The 17,281-nt window shown below is 36.6% G+C and carries 11 protein-coding genes; 10 read left to right on the top strand and 1 reads right to left on the bottom strand.

Annotated elements, in window-relative coordinates; translation table 11 throughout:
- The first annotated feature begins 496 nt into the window (after positions 1–496).
- Genes D0817_RS10850 through D0817_RS10840 form a run of 3 tightly spaced genes read left to right on the top strand, consistent with a single transcriptional unit; the run spans position 497 to position 5,209 of the window.
- Positions 497–3,706, top strand: coding sequence for a SusC/RagA family TonB-linked outer membrane protein (locus D0817_RS10850; RefSeq protein ID WP_127338421.1), 3,210 nt, complete (start codon positions 497–499; stop codon positions 3,704–3,706).
- 11 nt (positions 3,707–3,717) lie between these two features.
- Positions 3,718–4,116 carry a membrane lipoprotein lipid attachment site-containing protein gene (locus D0817_RS26425; RefSeq protein ID WP_127338420.1) on the top strand — a complete coding sequence of 133 codons (399 nt, stop codon included), beginning with the start codon at positions 3,718–3,720 and terminating at the stop codon, positions 4,114–4,116.
- Positions 4,117–4,123: 7 nt separating this feature from the next.
- On the top strand, positions 4,124–5,209 hold the full coding sequence (locus D0817_RS10840; RefSeq protein ID WP_127338419.1) for a SusD/RagB family nutrient-binding outer membrane lipoprotein: 1,086 nt from the start codon (positions 4,124–4,126) through the stop codon (positions 5,207–5,209).
- A gap of 178 nt (positions 5,210–5,387) precedes the next feature.
- Here D0817_RS10840 and D0817_RS10835 read toward each other — a convergent pair whose 3' ends face one another.
- Positions 5,388–6,290: a DUF6607 family protein gene (locus tag D0817_RS10835; RefSeq protein ID WP_127338418.1), complete on the bottom strand. Its 903-nt coding sequence runs from the start codon at positions 6,288–6,290 to the stop codon at positions 5,388–5,390.
- A 104-nt stretch (positions 6,291–6,394) separates the two neighbouring features.
- Between D0817_RS10835 and D0817_RS10830 the strand changes: the two genes are divergently transcribed.
- From D0817_RS10830 to D0817_RS10800, 7 genes are all read left to right on the top strand, one after another.
- Positions 6,395–8,506 carry a TonB-dependent receptor plug domain-containing protein gene (locus D0817_RS10830; protein ID WP_127338417.1) on the top strand — a complete coding sequence of 704 codons (2,112 nt, stop codon included), beginning with the start codon at positions 6,395–6,397 and terminating at the stop codon, positions 8,504–8,506.
- A 17-nt stretch (positions 8,507–8,523) separates the two neighbouring features.
- Positions 8,524–9,612: an HmuY family protein gene (locus D0817_RS10825; RefSeq protein WP_127338416.1), complete on the top strand. Its 1,089-nt coding sequence runs from the start codon at positions 8,524–8,526 to the stop codon at positions 9,610–9,612.
- Positions 9,613–9,880: 268 nt separating this feature from the next.
- Positions 9,881–11,362 (top strand): SGNH/GDSL hydrolase family protein, encoded by a 1,482-nt coding sequence (locus D0817_RS10820; RefSeq protein ID WP_127338415.1) that lies wholly within the window; start codon positions 9,881–9,883, stop codon positions 11,360–11,362.
- A gap of 82 nt (positions 11,363–11,444) precedes the next feature.
- The gene (locus D0817_RS10815) at positions 11,445–12,776 is read left to right on the top strand and encodes a GDSL-type esterase/lipase family protein (RefSeq protein WP_238160851.1); all 1,332 of its coding nucleotides are present in this window, start codon (positions 11,445–11,447) and stop codon (positions 12,774–12,776) included.
- 1 nt (position 12,777) lies between these two features.
- The gene (locus D0817_RS10810) at positions 12,778–14,457 is read left to right on the top strand and encodes an MBOAT family O-acyltransferase (protein WP_127338413.1); all 1,680 of its coding nucleotides are present in this window, start codon (positions 12,778–12,780) and stop codon (positions 14,455–14,457) included.
- Positions 14,458–14,740: 283 nt separating this feature from the next.
- Entirely contained in the window at positions 14,741–16,093 is a 1,353-nt protein-coding gene (gene ffh / locus D0817_RS10805; RefSeq protein WP_127338412.1) for a signal recognition particle protein, read from the top strand.
- Between the two features lie 132 nt (positions 16,094–16,225).
- The gene (locus D0817_RS10800; protein ID WP_127338411.1) at positions 16,226–17,113 is read left to right on the top strand and encodes a bifunctional 5,10-methylenetetrahydrofolate dehydrogenase/5,10-methenyltetrahydrofolate cyclohydrolase; all 888 of its coding nucleotides are present in this window, start codon (positions 16,226–16,228) and stop codon (positions 17,111–17,113) included.
- Positions 17,114–17,281 lie beyond the last annotated feature (168 nt).

The following is a 17,281-nucleotide window of genomic DNA, read 5'->3' as shown; positions in this document are numbered from 1 at the left end:
TTATTTGCATATATAAATATATTATATTAATTTTCCTACTTCGTTTACAGGCAAATCCAAAAGGTCGGTTCAAACCAAATTTGCAGCTCAAATACCACAAAAGAGCACTAGTAACAAATCCACACAAATTCCCCGCAAATACTGATTTTAGAGATTATAGATATTCTCCTTATTATTCATTTTTAATTATTTTGAATTAGTACCCTTTTAGTTATTAATAGATATTAAGGATAAAACCGTCTGATGAATTTTGGACGGTTTTTTTATTTTGTAAGACTGGCGTTCAATAATTTTCAATGCCTTTCTTTTTTAAATTTTCTCCTATCAGTAATCACTAACTAAATATTTAAAATATAAGATTTTACTGTAATTTAATCTTTTTAAAAGTTAATAAAGTAGTATAATATTTACATTTTATAATGTTAAATATGTAATTATTCTTGTTAAAAATATTTTAATTTAATAAGTTCGGCCCATAATTTTAAAATTAAGAATCATGAAACAAAAATTAAAAGGAGTAATGTCGCTGTTTTTCGCGCTTGTTTTGCAATTAACTTTTGCACAGGAAAAAACAGTAACAGGAAAAGTTTCTGACAATGCAGGAATGCCTTTGCCCGGCGTTAGTGTTTTAGTTAAGGGAACGAAATCAGGTACGCAAACTGATTTTGACGGGAAATATACTATTCGTGCAGCATCGAATCAGGTATTGGTATTCAGTTATATCGGAATGAAAACGCAGGAAGTACCAGCGAATGCCGCTAATGCTAATATTACGATGATCGCTAATGCAACAGAACTGGAAGGAATTACCGTAACAACAGCATTAGGAATTAAAAGAGAGAAAAAATCATTAGGATACGCTTCTCAGCAGATTTCAGGTAAAGACCTGGTTGGCGGTGGTGCCGGGAATCAAAATGTTGCGAACCTTCTATCCGGTAAGGCAGCCGGAGTCGAAGTTTCAAGGAATACAAACTTTGGAGGTTCGACCAATGTTGTAATCCGTGGAAATAAGTCCCTCACCGGAAATAATCAGGCGCTTTGGGTCATCGATGGTGTACCCGTTGATAACACAAATAATAATACTTCCAGTCAGGCGCAAGGCAGCGGCGGATATGATTATGGTAACAATGTCGGGGATATTAATCAGGAAGATATTGAAAGTGTTAATATTCTTAAAGGGGCAGCCGCTACAGCCTTATACGGATCCAGAGCTGCTAACGGAGTAGTAATGGTAACTACCAAAAAAGGTAAAAAGGGGGATGACAATAAAGTTGGTTTTACATTTTCAAGTAGCTTAACAGTTGGCAGCGTTGACAAGTCTACTTTTCCCAAATACCAGACAAAGTATGGTTCAGGGTATGGTTTTGGCAGTTCTTTTTTAGACGCCGCCAGTCCCATTCCAACAGTTGATACTTCAAATGATGCTTCATACGGAGATGCTTTTACAGGAAAACCGGTCTATCAGTGGGATGCCTTTACACCGTATTCAAAAAATTATGGTAAAGCAACTCCATGGACAGCTGCCAAAAATGGACCAATTACATTTTTCAATACGGCAAAAACAAATACCAACAGTTTGTCTATTGAAAAAGCAACCGAAAGATCCAGTCTTTCCATGTCCTATGTGAACACACTTCAAACCGGGATTTTGCCGAATAGCGAATTGAAAAAGAATCAGATAAGTGCCAGATTTAGTCAAAAAATAACGGATAAATTAACTGCGAATGCTTATGCCGCGGTAACGTTGCAGAATACTGTTGGTCGAAATTCAACCGGTTATAGTGATAATCTGATTGGTTCTTTTAGACAATGGTGGCAGGTTAATACAGATATAAAAGAGTTGGAAAATGTGTACAATGCTTCCGGCGGCCAAAACGTAACCTGGAACTGGGCAGATCCTACTTCTTCCAAGGGATTGGTGCCTATTTATTGGGATAATCCTTATTTTACCCGTTATCAAAATTATTCTTCAGATAACAGAACACGATTGTTTAGTTATGCTTCGCTAAATTACGAAGTAACCAACTGGCTTAGCGTTTTGGGAAGGGTTTCATTAGATACATACAAACAACTGCAGGAAGAAAGAAGGGCAGTAGGTTCTATTGCTTCGGGATTTGGATTATCACCAGTAGATGAAACATCAGGTTATCAGCGACAAGACATCAATTTTAAAGAAATTAACTATGATTTGATGTTAAACTTCAATAAAAAAATTGGGGAGAATATAAGCTTAACGGGTGTGTTGGGATCAAATATTAGAAAAAACAACAGAGATAATATACTTTCGTCTACTATAGGAGGTTTGGTTACGCCGGGAATATATGCGTTATCAAATTCCAGATATGAATTGCCTTTTCCAGTTGAAAATAAAGCAGAATGGGGGGTTAGCGGTATTTATGCCCAGGGATCTTTAGGCTTTATGGATACTTACTTTATTGACGCTTCTATACGAAGAGATGTTTCTTCAACATTGCCAAAGGAGAATAATGCGTATGTGTATCCTGCTATTTCGGGTGCTTTTCTCTTCTCTAATGTTGTAAAAGCAAAGTGGCTGAATTTGGGTAAATTCAGACTGAATTATGCAGAAGTAGGTAATGATGCAGAGCCTTTAAGTTTAATCAATACATACAAAAGGAGCTCTAATTTTAATGGAGAACCAATCTATACATTACCCACTACCAACAAAAATCCCAACCTTATACCGGAAAGGACAAAATCATTTGAAATTGGTTTGGAAACAAGCACTTTTGACAGACGCTTAGGGCTGGATGTCACTTATTATAAAACCAATACCGTAGATCAGATTGTATCTACTCAGGTTTCTTCAGCAGCAGGATTCACCTATGCCTGGGTAAATGGCGGGAATGTAGAAAATAACGGACTGGAAATTCAACTTTCGGGAACTCCGGTAAAAACGGCAAACTTTAGTTGGGATGTTATTGTAAACTGGTCGAATAATAAAAGTAAAGTAATCTCTTTGCCGGCAGGAGTAGAAAACATGCAGATCGCTTCGTACAATGGAGGAGTAACTGTAAATGCTACTCTTAATGAGCCCTATGGTGCCATTCAGGGTACTGACTATGTGTATACAAACGGTCAGCGTACTATCGATCAGAAAACGGGAAAATATATGATTTCCAGTACATCAGACAAAAAAATTGGAAATGTTACCCCGGACTGGATTGGGGGTATCAGAAACAAATTTGCGTATAAAAATCTCGCGTTGAGTTTCTTAATTGACACCCAAAAAGGCGGAGATATTTTTTCACTTGATATGTACTACGGTCTTGCAACCGGATTGTATAAAGAAACAGCAGTGGGGGATATTAGAGAAAAAGGAGTTTTAAATGCAGGTGTAGCTCCGGACGGGACACCAAATAAAGTAATGTCCCAAAATCCCGGAACTTATTCTAATAACTATGGTTATTTGGCAGCGCCTAATAAAGCATTTATTTACGATGCCTCCTACGTGAAATTAAGAGAAGTTTCTATTTCTTATAATTTCCCTAAAAAAATGTTTGAGAACACATTTGTAAATTCGGCAACCCTTAGTCTGATCGGATCTAATTTATGGATTATTAGCAAAAACCTGCCTTACGCTGATCCGGAAAGCGGTTTGTCTTCCGGAAATAAATCCAGAGGTTATTCTATCGGATCACTGCCCACTACAAGAGATATAGGATTCAACTTAACATTTAAATTTTAATATAGAATATCATGAAAAAAATAATTTACTTTTTAAGTGTTGTAGCGCTATTGAGTTCTTGCAGTGATTTGACTGAGGATGAAAAAAATCCTTCCGTAGTACCGGCAGCATCTTTGTTTACAAGTGCCGAAAAAGGAATAGCCGAGCAGGTCGTAAATACCAGCGTTAATAAAAATATCTTTAGACTGGTCAATCAGCAATGGACCGAAACAACTTATACCGATGAGTCCGTTTATCAATGGACAACCAGAAAAATTTCAGACAACCACTGGGGAGCTTATTTGTCCGGTACTTCAACGAATGACGGTTCATTGAGTGATTTGGCTAAGGCGAAATCTTACCTCGAGAACGAAGTCATTTTAGCTTCTGATCCTGAATTTGCTGCCAAAATTTGTAGTAAGAAAAAATAAACTGGCAATGATTGATATCCTGACGGTGTATTCTTTTCAGATTCTTGTTGATACTTTTGGCGATATTCCCTATTCTGAAGCTTTAAAAGGATCAGGGAATTATTTGCCTAAATATGATAAAGCTGTAGAAATTTACAAGGATTTAATTGTGCGTCTTAATGCCGATATTGCAAATATTGATGTCTCACAGCCCGGTTTTGGAAAGGCAGATGTTATTTATGGAGATAATTTAGCAAAATGGATAAAATTTGCCAATAGTATTAAATTGAAACTTGGAATTAATCTAAAAGCTTCCGGATTGGAAGGAGCTATAGCAGACAATGCTATTATTTCAGCTTCAAACGGCACTTTTACCTCAAATGGAGACAATGCCAAAATATCTTATCAGGTTAGTGTTCCCAACACGAATCCTTTATATGTAGATTTAGTTTTTTCCGGAAGACATGATTTTGTACCTGCAAAGCCCTTTGTCGACGCATTAGTGGCAAAAAATGATCCGAGAACAAAAGTTTATTTTGCCCAAAACTTAAAAGATGCCGATGGAAAACCATTACCATATAAGGGCGGAATTGTAGGGATTAAAAATAGTTTTGGAAAATTTACTCACATTGGTGACGTACTTCAGCTTCCTGATTTTAAAGGTACATATCTGGATTATGCCGAAGTTGAATTCTTACTGGCCGAGGCTGCCGAGAGGGGTGTAGCTATAAGTGGTAGTGCGGCCTCACATTATACAAAAGCAATTAAGGCCTCTATGCAGGATTGGGGTGTTACAGCATCAGATGCTGATGCGTACCTTAGCCAGCCGGCAGTTTCTTATGCTACAGCTACAGGAACGTGGCAACAAAAAATCGGGGACCAGGCGTGGTATGCCTTGTTTAACAGAGGATTTGAAGGGTGGACGTCAGCGAGAAGATTAAATTTCCCGGCTCTTGTTCCTCCGTCTAATGCTGATGCAGCAGCTGAAGGAAAAGTTCCGTCAAGAATGACCTATCCGATAAGGGAACAAACCTTAAATGCTTCCAATTATAAGGCTGCAGCTACAGCAATTGGAGGGGATAAATTAGCAACCAAATTATTTTGGGATAAATAAAATTAGAATTCTTACCAAACAATAAACCCTTTATTCATTTTTAACTATTTTGAATTAGTAAGCTTTTAGTATAACTGATAAAGGGAAACCGTTTAAATTAATTTTTAAACGGTTTTTGTTTATAAAAAAAGCCGATAGTCCTGAAACTATCGGCTTTTTACAACTAACACAAACATTTTTATTTTACGAACTTGTCGATAATAGCATCACTTTCTGCTTTTGTAGCGTTTGGTTTTAAATCAAACAATAAAGAGTAAAGGGCTTTTCTATCTATTTTTGCTTCTAAGTTTAAGTCTTTATGTCTGTCAAAAAGAGTCTGCCATTTATCACGGACATTTTTCCACAGTGCATTATTTTCTTTCCACCATTTCTGACCGGCAATACATTTGCTATCCGGCACTTTAGTGTAAACATCAAATCCTTTTTCTTCTGCTAATACAACGTCTTTTCCACTGTCATCTCGGATTAATTTAGCATTATCCTGTTCATGATTCCATCCGGTAGCGGTAATTTCGTGAATGTTTCTTCTTTTTAAAACATTATAGTCATTACGTTTTGTCTGCTCTCTTCTTGGAAGAGGTGCATCAGCTACGTTTGACCAGTAGTTTTCTCCGTCTACATGAACCCACGTTGAAGATCCTTCATATCTTGGACTATCATCTACCTGAAACACTTTTTGAGTCCATTGTCCTTTTACGGCTTTTTTGTCCAGTTTCTTGTATTTCCAGGAATTGTTTTTGTCAAATGCATACAGGTCTGTATTTTCATACAGCCAGTCTTGTCTCCAGTGTTTGATAATCATGTCATCACTTACGATCAATAAATGCTGCATGACGATTTTATTAGGAGTATCTTCCAAAAGTTCCACCCATTCTAAGGCAGATTCATGTTTAGTTAGAGAAGGTTTGTAGTTTGCCGAATCTTTAGCGTATTGAAAAGTTTCTGCAAAATTAAACTTCACTTCATAACAGCCACACATTGATTTAATGGAGTTAATGTCTTGTTGTTTTTTGTCCTGACTGAAACCAAGGCTACAGGTCAAAGCCATAACGGCTGAAAAATAAAGGCTTTTTGTAATCATAACTATTATTTTGGTTTTATATTTTTTGCAAATATATGTTTTTTATTTAGAACAAATAAAAATAGTTTCTATATTTGCGTCATTATTAAGATTGAATAAAAATAATGAAAATAAAATTTACCCTCTTTGCAGTCGCTCTTTCCTGCCAAATTTCTTTTGCCCAGGAAAAGAATAGTACGGCTGTAAATAAACTTTCCGAGGTGGTGGTTACCGGGCAGTTTGAGCCCCAGTCCATAAAAAAATCAGTTTTTAATGTTCGCGTAATTTCAAGTCAGGACATACAAAATTTAGCCGCAAATAATTTAGCTGACGTTTTAAATCAGTATCTAAACATTACAGTACGACCAAGTAGTACAAGTGGAAGATCAACTGTTTCCTTATTTGGTTTAGATGCACAGTATTTTAAAATTTTGGTGGATAATGTTCCTTTGGTCAATGAAGCAGGTTTGGGAAATAACACCGATTTATCTCAGATTAATCTTAATGATGTAGATCATATTGAAATTGTCGAGGGCTCAATGGGAGTTACCTATGGCGGGAATGCAGTTAGTGGTGTTTTAAATATTATTACAAAAAAATCATCACCATATAAATGGGGGATCAATGCTGCAGTTCAGGAAGAAACAGTTAGCGACGAGTATTCGCTATTTAAGGAAGGGCGACATATTCAGTCTGTAAGGGTTACTCATAATTTTGATAAAAACTGGTTTGTTTCAGTAGGCGCAAATCGTAATGACTTTCAAGGTCACCTGAGTGATAAAAACGGAATTGATTATAATGAAAATGATGGTTCACGAGGGTATCGATGGTTGCCAAAAGATCAGCTAAATGGTACAGCATTAATAGCTTACAACAAAGATAATTTTCGTTTTTTCTATAAGTTTGAATACCTGGATGAAAACGTAGACTATTTTAATAGTACTGTGCAATCAGGTTTTAGTCCCGTTAAAGGATCTTACAGATACGCTGATGATAAAAGATATTTGACAAACAGGTATTTCCATAATTTAAATGCAACGGGTAAAATATTTTCTCAGCTCAATTATAATGTTTCTCTTTCGCATCAAAAACAACAGCGTGATGTTGAGGATTTTAGATATCTTTTTGCAACTAAGGATGAAGCAAATAATGTTAAGGTAAAAGACCAATCCATGGAGGTTCTCTATTCTACAGGAACAGTAAGTAATTTTTTTACAGACAAGAAAGTTGATTTACAGTTGGGATATGAATTCGTAAACAATCAGGGGTATTCACTGGTTCAGGAGGCCAGCAATATTTTTGTGCCAGTTCGAAAAACGATTGAGAATTATGATTTTTTTGCTTCTTCGGAGATTATGGCAACTCAAAGATTTTCGATTAGGCCCGGAATAAGATTTTCAGCCCAGTCAAAGTTTGAAAATCAATATGCCTCTTCAGTAGGCTTGAGATATTTATTTGATAAAGGAATTGAGGTTCGTGGTTCCTATGGAAACGGATTCCGTACCCCAACGTTTGAAGAGCTATATTCCAAACTAATCTTTGATGGACATTTCTTTATCGGGAACGAAAATCTTATCCCCGAAACCAGTACTTCTTATGAAACCAGTTTTAAAAAGACAACTGTATTTTCTTCAGGATTACAAATGTCAAATACGCTGTCCGGAAGCTATTTAGATGTAGATGACCGAATAGATATGGCATTGACAGGATTTAATACGGATACAGGTAATCCGGAATATCAATACATCAATATAAGTAAATATAAAGTCTGGAATTTTTCAACAACCAATCAATTTCGAAAAGATAATTTGGGTCTTAATTTTGGAGCTGCAATTATTGGTATCTCACAAAAAATAGAGAACAAGGTGTTTACATCAGATGATAAATTTCTTTATTCTTTTAATTTAAATGCAAGTTTTTCTTATTTCCTCCCAAAATGGAAAACTACATTTTCCGGATATTATAAATATAATGGAAAAACACAGCGCTTTATAGAGGGATCTTCTTCATTCATCTTATCAGATGTTGGCCAAAGTAACTGGCTTGATATGTCAGCCCGCAAAAACTTCCTTAAAGAAAAATTTGAAGTTACCATTGGAGCCCGAAATCTTTTTGATATCACCAATGTAAATCAGACAAATACAAATCAAACGGCTGGACATGCAGCGCCGGGCGAAGTAATGCTGGCGTACGGCCGGTCGTATTTTTTAAAATTAGCATATAACCTTAATCTTTAATATAAAACAGAAATACAATGAAAAAACTATTATTTTTATCAATAGCCTTAGTATCACTAGCGGCATGCTCAAGTGACGACGACAATACACCTGCTACGGAAGGACCTTCAGTCGGAGCAACTTTACAACCTTCCGTTGGAGGCCCAAATCAGCCCAATCAGATTTATGTTGACTTAAGTACGGCACAATCTAAGTCTGTAAACAGAACAACCTGGGATTTCGGTTTTGCTTCAGGGTCAGAGTTTAGAGTGATTTTAAACGGATCTCTTAAAATGGCTGCGAAAAAATTAGCAACTTCAGATATTACTTTACCTCAAACAAGCGATCCGGCTGTTTTGGCTATTGGCGGTGAAAATCTTGCATCAAACGGATATGTTGATAATCCAACAGGAGTTTTAGCAGGAGCAGGAGCCGGAATTGGAACTGCAATTGCTGAGGTTTCAGCGACTGATGCAGATAACAAAGTTTATCTGGTAAACCTGGGATTAGCTGTTGGAACTACAAAACCAGGTCTTGGTTCGGTGAGTGTTGATGGCGAAGCAAGAGGCTGGAAAAAAGTTAGGATTTTAAGAAGTGGAAATGGATATAAAATTCAATACGCAGATTTAGCTTCAGCAACTTTTACAGAGAAAATCATTACTAAAGATGCCGCATTTAACTTTTCATTCTTTAGCGTAGTTTCTGGAAACACTGTTTCTGTTGAGCCTGAAAAAGAAAAATGGGATCTGAATTTTACTACGTTTACAAATTACCTGAACATGGGGAATGGTGAGGTTACTTACGGTTATGCCGATTTCATTACCACAAATTTAAAAGGAGGAACGCAGGTTTATCAGGTTTTGGTTGCTGCAGGAGGATCTTATGCCGATTTTACAAAAGCAAAAGTTGTAGAAGATAATTTTAAAACTTCTTTTACGGATCAAAGAGTAATTGGAGCCAGCTGGAGAAATGGCGGAAGTGATACAACTTTGCCAAGTATCAGAACAGATCGTTTTTATGTGGTTAAAGATGGAGCCGGAAACTATTACAAAGTGAAATTTCTTTCTATGCTGAATGAAGCAGGAGAGAGAGGAAATGTAACGCTTGAGTATGCGATCCTAAAATAATTCACTGCGAAAATTAAAAACTATAAAGATTATTTTATTCTAAATAAATGCGAAAGCATAATTTCAATTAATCATTAGCTTTGTTTTTTTTATTTTTTTTTGAGAGAGGTTAGATTTATCTAGCCTCTTTTTTTGTTTTATTTTAATCGTTAAAAAAAATTATAAATTAACGTTTAATCCTATCTTTGCGGATGTTTTTTTATAGCAATTAACAGGAATTTAAAAACCGGGGTTTAGAAAACCTTTCTTCAAAATTTATAAGTACTAAGTGAATACAAAATCTTATTTTTTTCAGTCTTTTGCCATTGTAGCATTAGCATTCATAGCTTTCATTGGATTTAAACAAGTCTTACCGGATAAAATATTTTCGGAAGGCAAACTGGATTCCAAAAACATACTTATTGACAGCCTGCTCTTAGAGTCGGTGGCCAATGATTCGTTATCTCAAAAAGAAGACAGTATCTCTGAAGATGAGAAGAAGGAAGCAGGGGAAAAAATTATCTTTGATGCTTCTGAAGGAATAGAATTCCCGCCTGAAACTTTCGATAATTATAAAGGATATCAATACCTGATTTCTTTTTATGAGAAATTATATCAGTTGGAAAAAAACCCGCAATCTAAAGTCAGAATCGCTTACTATGGAGATTCTATGACCGATGGTGACTTAATTGTACAGGACGTCCGCATGAACTATCAGGAACGTTTTGGAGGAAACGGAGTAGGTTTTGTGTCGATAATCTCTGAATCTTCCGCTTCCAGAGGTTCTGTGAAAACACTTTTTTCCAAAAACTGGAAAACACAATCGTATTTAAATGTAAAAAAACCAACAAGTCCTTTCGGAGTAAACGGACATGTGTTTTTTGCAAATGACAAATCAAATTCTACCTGGGTACAATATGAAGCAGGACTGACTAAATTCTCTACGGCTTTAGATAACCCGACCTTGTTTTACGGAAAGGCCTCAAAAAAGGGGAATGTGAACTTTATTATCGGCAAGGATACTTTGCGAAAAACCCTTTCTCCAAATAATCTGGTGAATACCCTGAAAGTGACTTCGGGAAGTATAAAATCATTCAAAGCAAACTTCATACAGGCGGATTCTATTCCGATTTATGGATTTAATTTTGATAACGGAACTGGTGTTCATGTGGATAATTTTTCGCAAAGAGGAAATTCAGGATTGCCGATTTCAATGTTCAATGCAGGCGTAATGCAGGCCTTTAATCATAATTTGAAATACGATCTTATCATCTTACATTATGGAACAAATGTCTTAAATTACGGAACCAAAAATTATTCCTGGTACCAGAGAGGGATGAAAAAGACAGTAGCTAAAATAAAGGAATCTTTTCCTGGCGTTTCTATTCTGATTGTTTCAACGGCAGATAAATCGACGAAATATGATCTTGAAATGAAAACCGACTCCGCGGTAGTCCCTTTAATGAAAGCCCAAAAAAGATATGCCCTCGAGACCGAATCCGGATTCGTGAATCTGTACACCTTGATGGGTGGTGACGGATCAATGGTAAAATGGGTAGATGAAGCTCCTGCCAGAGCCAATAAAGATTATACGCACTTCAACCAGCGCGGAGCAAAGGCCATCGGAAATTTATTGTACAGTCAGCTAAACAAAGGTTACGAAGAATATAAAGTACTGCGTGAAAAACGGGAAGCAGGGGAGCGACCAAAACCTGTCAGAAAAACTAAAGCAGATTCCGTATCTGTGCTAAAAGATAGTGTAAATGAATAAACTTATTATTTTCTTTTGCTGTCTTTTATGGTCGGCAAACAGTAAAGCGCAAAAGTCAGTCTCACTTTCAACAATTAAAAACATGATTAGTAAAATCGATACCGCCACGATTGAAACTTATAGGGGAAATCACATTTATAATGCCCAGGTATTAAAAAGTGTTTTTGAGAAATTAAAAGAAAATGAGAATGGCAAAAACCAGAAAATAAATATTGTTCATATTGGTGATTCTCACATTCAGGGAGATTTAATGACCAATAAAATTAGAAAAATTTTACAGCAGCAGTTCGGAAATGCGGGTCGCGGTTTTGTTTTTCCATATCAACTGGCAAAGACAAATGGTTCTTATAACGAAAGGTTTTATTCGAACAGAACCTGGGAAAGTTATCGAAATATATATCCGTTCAAAAGCAAACCGGTCGGTTTAAGCGGCATCGGACTCTGGAGAGATAACGGCGGTTTTGCAGTACAATTAAATATAAAAGATCCGGCTTATAAATTCAACTCGATTCATATTATTACGCCGCAAAATCAAGATATGTTTGATTTGGCCATTTCCTCTCAAACGAATATCACGGAATCTACGGAACGAAAAGTGATCACGCATAAAATAAAAAAAGGAGAAGCTATTTCTGTAATTGCTGATAAATATAATATTTCAATTGCCGAAATTAAAAAGGCAAACGGTCTGAAATCAGCTAATATCAGAGCAGGAAGAACGCTGAAGATCCCGACGAATGAAACAAAACCCAAAAAGATTAAAAGCTCAGAATTTGTTCCGCTAAATCTTACAGCGGATTCTTTTTCACATTATTATAACTCCGAAAAAGCACTGGACAGAATTTACCTTATTCCAAATAAAAGTGCGTCAGAATTTGAACTTAACGGACTGGTGCTTGAGAAAGATACTCCGGGTATAACCTACAGCGGAATCGGCGTAAATGGGGCTAAATTTTCAGACTATAATAAATACCCTCTGTTTTTTGAGCAATTAAAAGCGCTAAAACCCGATTTGCTGATTTTCTCTCTCGGAACAAATGAAAGTTACGACAACATGGAAGCTTCTGCATATATCAGGCAATTGCAGGAATTCATAAGTAACCTTAAGGAACAAAAAATTGACGTTCCGATTATTGTAATGACGCCGCCGCCTTCGCTACACAGAAAAAGGAAACCAAATATTTACGTGAAAGAATATGCAGAACGTATTAACAGCGTTGCAGAAAAAGATGATTTTGCAGTTTGGGATCTATACGATGAATTTGGAGGCTTAAACGGAGTGAGAACATTAAGAGCAGAAGGATTAATTGGTCCGGATTTCGTTCATTATTCTAAAAAAGGATACGAAAAACAAGGAAAACTCTTTACAGAGGCATTTTTAAAAGCATACGATAATTTTAAATCAAAAAAGTAAGTTGATAACAGGTAATAGCATAAATGATTGGTTTGTTCAGAATTTTGGAGAAATTACGATTGAACAAGCCAAAAGTTGGTTCATATATAATCCCGACGAAAAATTATTATTCAATACAGGCTTGTTCCTTGGATTGTTTCTGGTTTTCTATTTTGTGTACGCATTTTTGCGTAAAACATTTTATTTACGATTAACATACGTTATTCTGTTTTCACTTTTCTTTTATTACAAGTCAAGCGGAATTTACTTTTTGTTATTACTGCTTTCTTCCGTAGTCGATTATGGCCTAAGCCAGATTATTTACAGGGAAAAGAAAGACACTGTAAAGAAAATATACCTGGTCATAAGTGTTATCCTAAACTTAGGATTACTGGGTTATTTCAAGTATATGAATTTTATGATCGTGACCTACAATGATATGTTCAATGGTCATTTCGAACTTCATAATGTTTTCCTTCCGGTGGGAATTTCATTTTACACGTTTCAGTCGATGAGTTATATTATCGAAATTTACCGTGAAGAAATCAAGCCAACCAAAAACTATATCGAATATCTCTTTTTCGTTTCTTTCTTCCCGCAATTAGTGGCAGGACCGATCGTACGTGCCAAAGATTTTCTTCCGCAGATTTATCAGAAGCTGAACCTTACGAAACAGGATGTAAATAACGCTTTGTTTCTGATCATCGGTGGATTAATAAAGAAGACGGTAATTTCAAATTACATCTCGATCAATTTCGTAGACCGTGTTTTTGATACGCCGATGAGTTATACTTCATTCGAAAATTTAATGGCCTCTTACGGATACGCCATCCAGATTTACTGTGATTTTTCCGGATATTCAGACATGGCAATCGGAATTGCTTTGTTGTTAGGATTTAAATTGCCGGCCAACTTTAGAACGCCATATAAATCAGTATCGATTACCGATTTCTGGAGAAGATGGCATATTTCGCTCTCAACATGGCTAAAAGACTTTTTATACATCTCCATCGGAGGAAACAGAGAGGGAACATTTGCCGGATATTTGTTTCCGAGTTTATTCTTCTTCGGATTATTGCTTTGGGGCATGTCAAATGTGAACGAAAGCTTTATTCCGCTGGCCATAGCAATCGGATCAATTGGCGTTTTTTGCCTGACATTTTTACTTTCGAAGAAAAAAAATCAAACGCTTGTAACCAATTTCAACTTATTCACTACCATGCTTTTGGGTGGATTATGGCACGGAGCCGGAGCGCAATTCATTATCTGGGGTGCCTTACACGGACTGGCATTAGCAGTGCATAAAATTTTCATGGAACTTTTCCCTTCTAAAAAAGAAGGTTCTAGTTTCATTTGGAAGTTTTTCTCCATCCTGATTACATTTCACTTCGTCGTTTTCTGCTGGATCTTTTTCCGAGCCAGAGATTTCGAAACAGCCTTGCAGGTCATCAATAATATTTGTCAGTTAACCTTCGAACCGGAACAATGGAAAGCCATAGTTTTAGGATACAAAAATGTATTCTTATTAATGCTGTTCGGTTATGTTTGGCATTTCCTGCCTGAAATATTCACGACAAAACTAAAATGGACTTTCGACCGGACTCCTTTATTGATTAAAGCGATCATTTTAGGTTTCGTGTATTGGATTGTTTACGCAACAGCAGTAGCAGGTTCTCAGCCGTTTATTTATTTTCAGTTCTAATTTAAAAAAGGTTCAAAGGAACAAAGTTGCAAAGGCGCAAAGGTTTTTATACTCTTTGCGTTTTTTGTTTCCCGCAGATTTAGCATTTTTTTTCATACATAACCTAAAAAACAATCTGCCAGATCTGCTAAATCTGCGAGAAAAATAAACTTTGCGATCAAATAAAAAAAAATAGCGAACTTTGCGCAAAAGCTTTGCGTGCCTTGCGGTTAAATGCAGCTAAATAAAAATTGCCTGAAATATCTAATTAGATTATCTTTGCACTTCAAATAAAGAAAATAATATGTTTGATAATTTAAGTGATAAGTTAGATAAAGCGTTCCATATACTAAAAGGACACGGGAAAATTACAGAAGTAAACGTTGCCGATACCTTAAAAGAAGTTCGTCGTGCCTTATTAGATGCCGATGTGAACTTTAAAATTGCTAAGGATTTTACGACCAAAGTAAAAGAAAAAGCAATAGGTCAGGATGTTTTAACCACACTTCAGCCAGGTCAGTTATTAGTAAAGTTAGTAAAAGACGAACTAACAGAACTAATGGGTGGCGATGTTGCCGGAATAAATCTTTCCGGGAATCCGAGCATTATTTTAATGTCAGGTTTGCAAGGTTCCGGTAAAACGACTTTCTCCGGAAAATTAGCCAACTTTCTAAAAACTAAGAAAAACAAAAAACCACTTCTTGTAGCTTGTGATATCTACCGTCCTGCGGCGATCAATCAGTTGCATGTTGTGGGAGACCAGATAGGTGTTGAGGTGTACTCAGAACCGGAAAATAAAAACCCTGTTGAAATTGCCCAAAATGCAATTAAACACGCTAAGGCAAACGGTTTTAACGTCGTTATCGTCGATACAGCCGGACGTTTGGCAGTTGACCAGGAAATGATGGATGAAATTGCGCGTGTTCATAAAGCAATTCAGCCACAGGAAACCTTGTTCGTTGTAGATGCTATGACAGGACAGGATGCCGTAAATACAGCAAAAGCCTTCAACGATATCTTAAATTTTGATGGAGTTATCCTGACAAAATTAGATGGTGATACCCGTGGTGGAGCTGCAATCTCTATTAAATCGGTTGTAAATAAACCAATCAAATTTGTCGGTACAGGAGAGAAAATGGAAGCAATTGATGTTTTCTATCCGGATCGTATGGCCGAGCGTATCTTAGGTATGGGGGACGTGGTGTCTCTTGTGGAAAGAGCGCAGGAACAATTTGACGAAGAAGAAGCCAGAAAACTTCAGAAGAAAATCGCTAAAAACGAATTTGGTTTTGATGATTTCTTAACGCAGATCCAGCAAGTGAAGAAAATGGGTAATATGAAAGACCTGGTTGGAATGATACCGGGTGCTTCAAAAGCCATGAAAGATGTTGAAATCGAAGACGATGCTTTCAAACACATTGAAGCGATCATTCATTCGATGACTCCGGTCGAAAGAAGTAAACCTTCCATAATCGATGTAAAAAGAAAAGCCAGGATCGCTAAAGGTTCCGGAACGAAAGTCGAGCAGGTAAACCAGTTAATGAAGCAGTTCGACCAAATGAGCAAGATGATGAAAATGATGCAGGGTCCGGGCGGAAAAAACCTGATGAAAATGATGGGAGGCATGAAAGGAATGCCAGGCGGAATGCCGAGATAATAAAATAAAAGTTTCAAGTTTCAGGTTTCAGGTTTTGAGACTGAAATTTGAAACTTTTTTAAATAATAGAAATAAGAACTTTCAATTTTACAACTTGAAACTTTAAACCTGAAACATTTTAACTACAATATAATGCAACTACTAGACGGTAAAAAAACAGCTGAAGACATCAAAAACGAAATTGCAGCCGAAGTTCAATCGATTAAAGATGCCGGAGGAAAAGTACCTCATTTGGCAGCAGTAATCGTAGGGAATAACGGAGCAAGTTTAACTTACGTGGGAAGTAAAGTAAAATCCTGCCAGCAAATTGGCTTCGATTCCACTTTAGTAGCGTTGCCTGAGGATATTACCGAAGCCGATTTATTAGCTAAAATTGCAGAACTAAACGAAGACGATAACCTTGACGGATATATCGTTCAGTTACCATTGCCGAAGCATATCGACGAACAAAAAATCTTATTAGCGATCGATCCGGATAAAGATGTAGACGGATTTCACCCGACCAACTTTGGAAGAATGGCGCTTGAAATGGAAAGTTTCATTCCGGCAACACCGTTTGGAATTATGGAGTTGTTAGAGCGTTATAAAGTAGAAACTGCCGGAAAGCATACCGTAGTGATTGGAAGAAGTCATATCGTAGGACGCCCAATGAGCATCTTAATGAGCCGTAAAGGGAATCCTGGTGATTCAACTGTTACGCTGACGCACAGCCGAACTAAAAACTTAGCGGAATTCACTAAAAATGCCGATATTATCATTACCGCTTTAGGAGTTCCTGAATTTTTAAAAGGCGATATGGTAAAAGACGGAGTGGTAATCATTGACGTTGGAATTACCCGCGTAGAGGATGCATCCAATTCAAAAGGGTATGTCATAAAAGGTGATGTTGATTTTGAGGGAGTAAGCCAAAAAGCATCCTTTATTACACCTGTTCCGGGTGGAGTAGGACCAATGACCATTGCAATGTTGTTGAAAAATACACTTTTAGCAAGAAAAATGAGAAGCGCAAAAAATAAGTAATTCTTTCAAAATATAATACAAAGCCCGTTCCCTGAGCGGGCTTTGTCGTTTTTAATATATAATTAATACATTAAAGTTTCGGGTGTGAAAAATAAAAGATACTTTTGCACCACTTAAAAAACACTTCTCCACATGGACGATTATGATTCGTTAGTATTAAATTAAAAG

This window comes from Flavobacterium cupreum, from assembly GCF_003996965.1.
Taxonomy (GTDB): domain Bacteria; phylum Bacteroidota; class Bacteroidia; order Flavobacteriales; family Flavobacteriaceae; genus Flavobacterium; species Flavobacterium cupreum.
Note: the sequence above shows the minus strand (reverse complement) of the source record. Positions and strands in the feature narration are given on the sequence as shown.

Coding starts and splice junctions, on each gene's coding strand:
- D0817_RS10825 (WP_127338416.1), top strand. CDS start 8,524: ATGAAAAAACTATTATTTTTATCAATAGCCTTAGTATCACTAGCGGCA.
- D0817_RS10800 (WP_127338411.1), top strand. CDS start 16,226: ATGCAACTACTAGACGGTAAAAAAACAGCTGAAGACATCAAAAACGAA.
- D0817_RS10835 (WP_127338418.1), bottom strand. CDS start 6,290: ATGATTACAAAAAGCCTTTATTTTTCAGCCGTTATGGCTTTGACCTGT.
- D0817_RS10850 (WP_127338421.1), top strand. CDS start 497: ATGAAACAAAAATTAAAAGGAGTAATGTCGCTGTTTTTCGCGCTTGTT.
- D0817_RS26425 (WP_127338420.1), top strand. CDS start 3,718: ATGAAAAAAATAATTTACTTTTTAAGTGTTGTAGCGCTATTGAGTTCT.
- D0817_RS10840 (WP_127338419.1), top strand. CDS start 4,124: ATGATTGATATCCTGACGGTGTATTCTTTTCAGATTCTTGTTGATACT.
- D0817_RS10815 (WP_238160851.1), top strand. CDS start 11,445: ATGATTAGTAAAATCGATACCGCCACGATTGAAACTTATAGGGGAAAT.
- ffh (WP_127338412.1), top strand. CDS start 14,741: ATGTTTGATAATTTAAGTGATAAGTTAGATAAAGCGTTCCATATACTA.
- D0817_RS10830 (WP_127338417.1), top strand. CDS start 6,395: ATGAAAATAAAATTTACCCTCTTTGCAGTCGCTCTTTCCTGCCAAATT.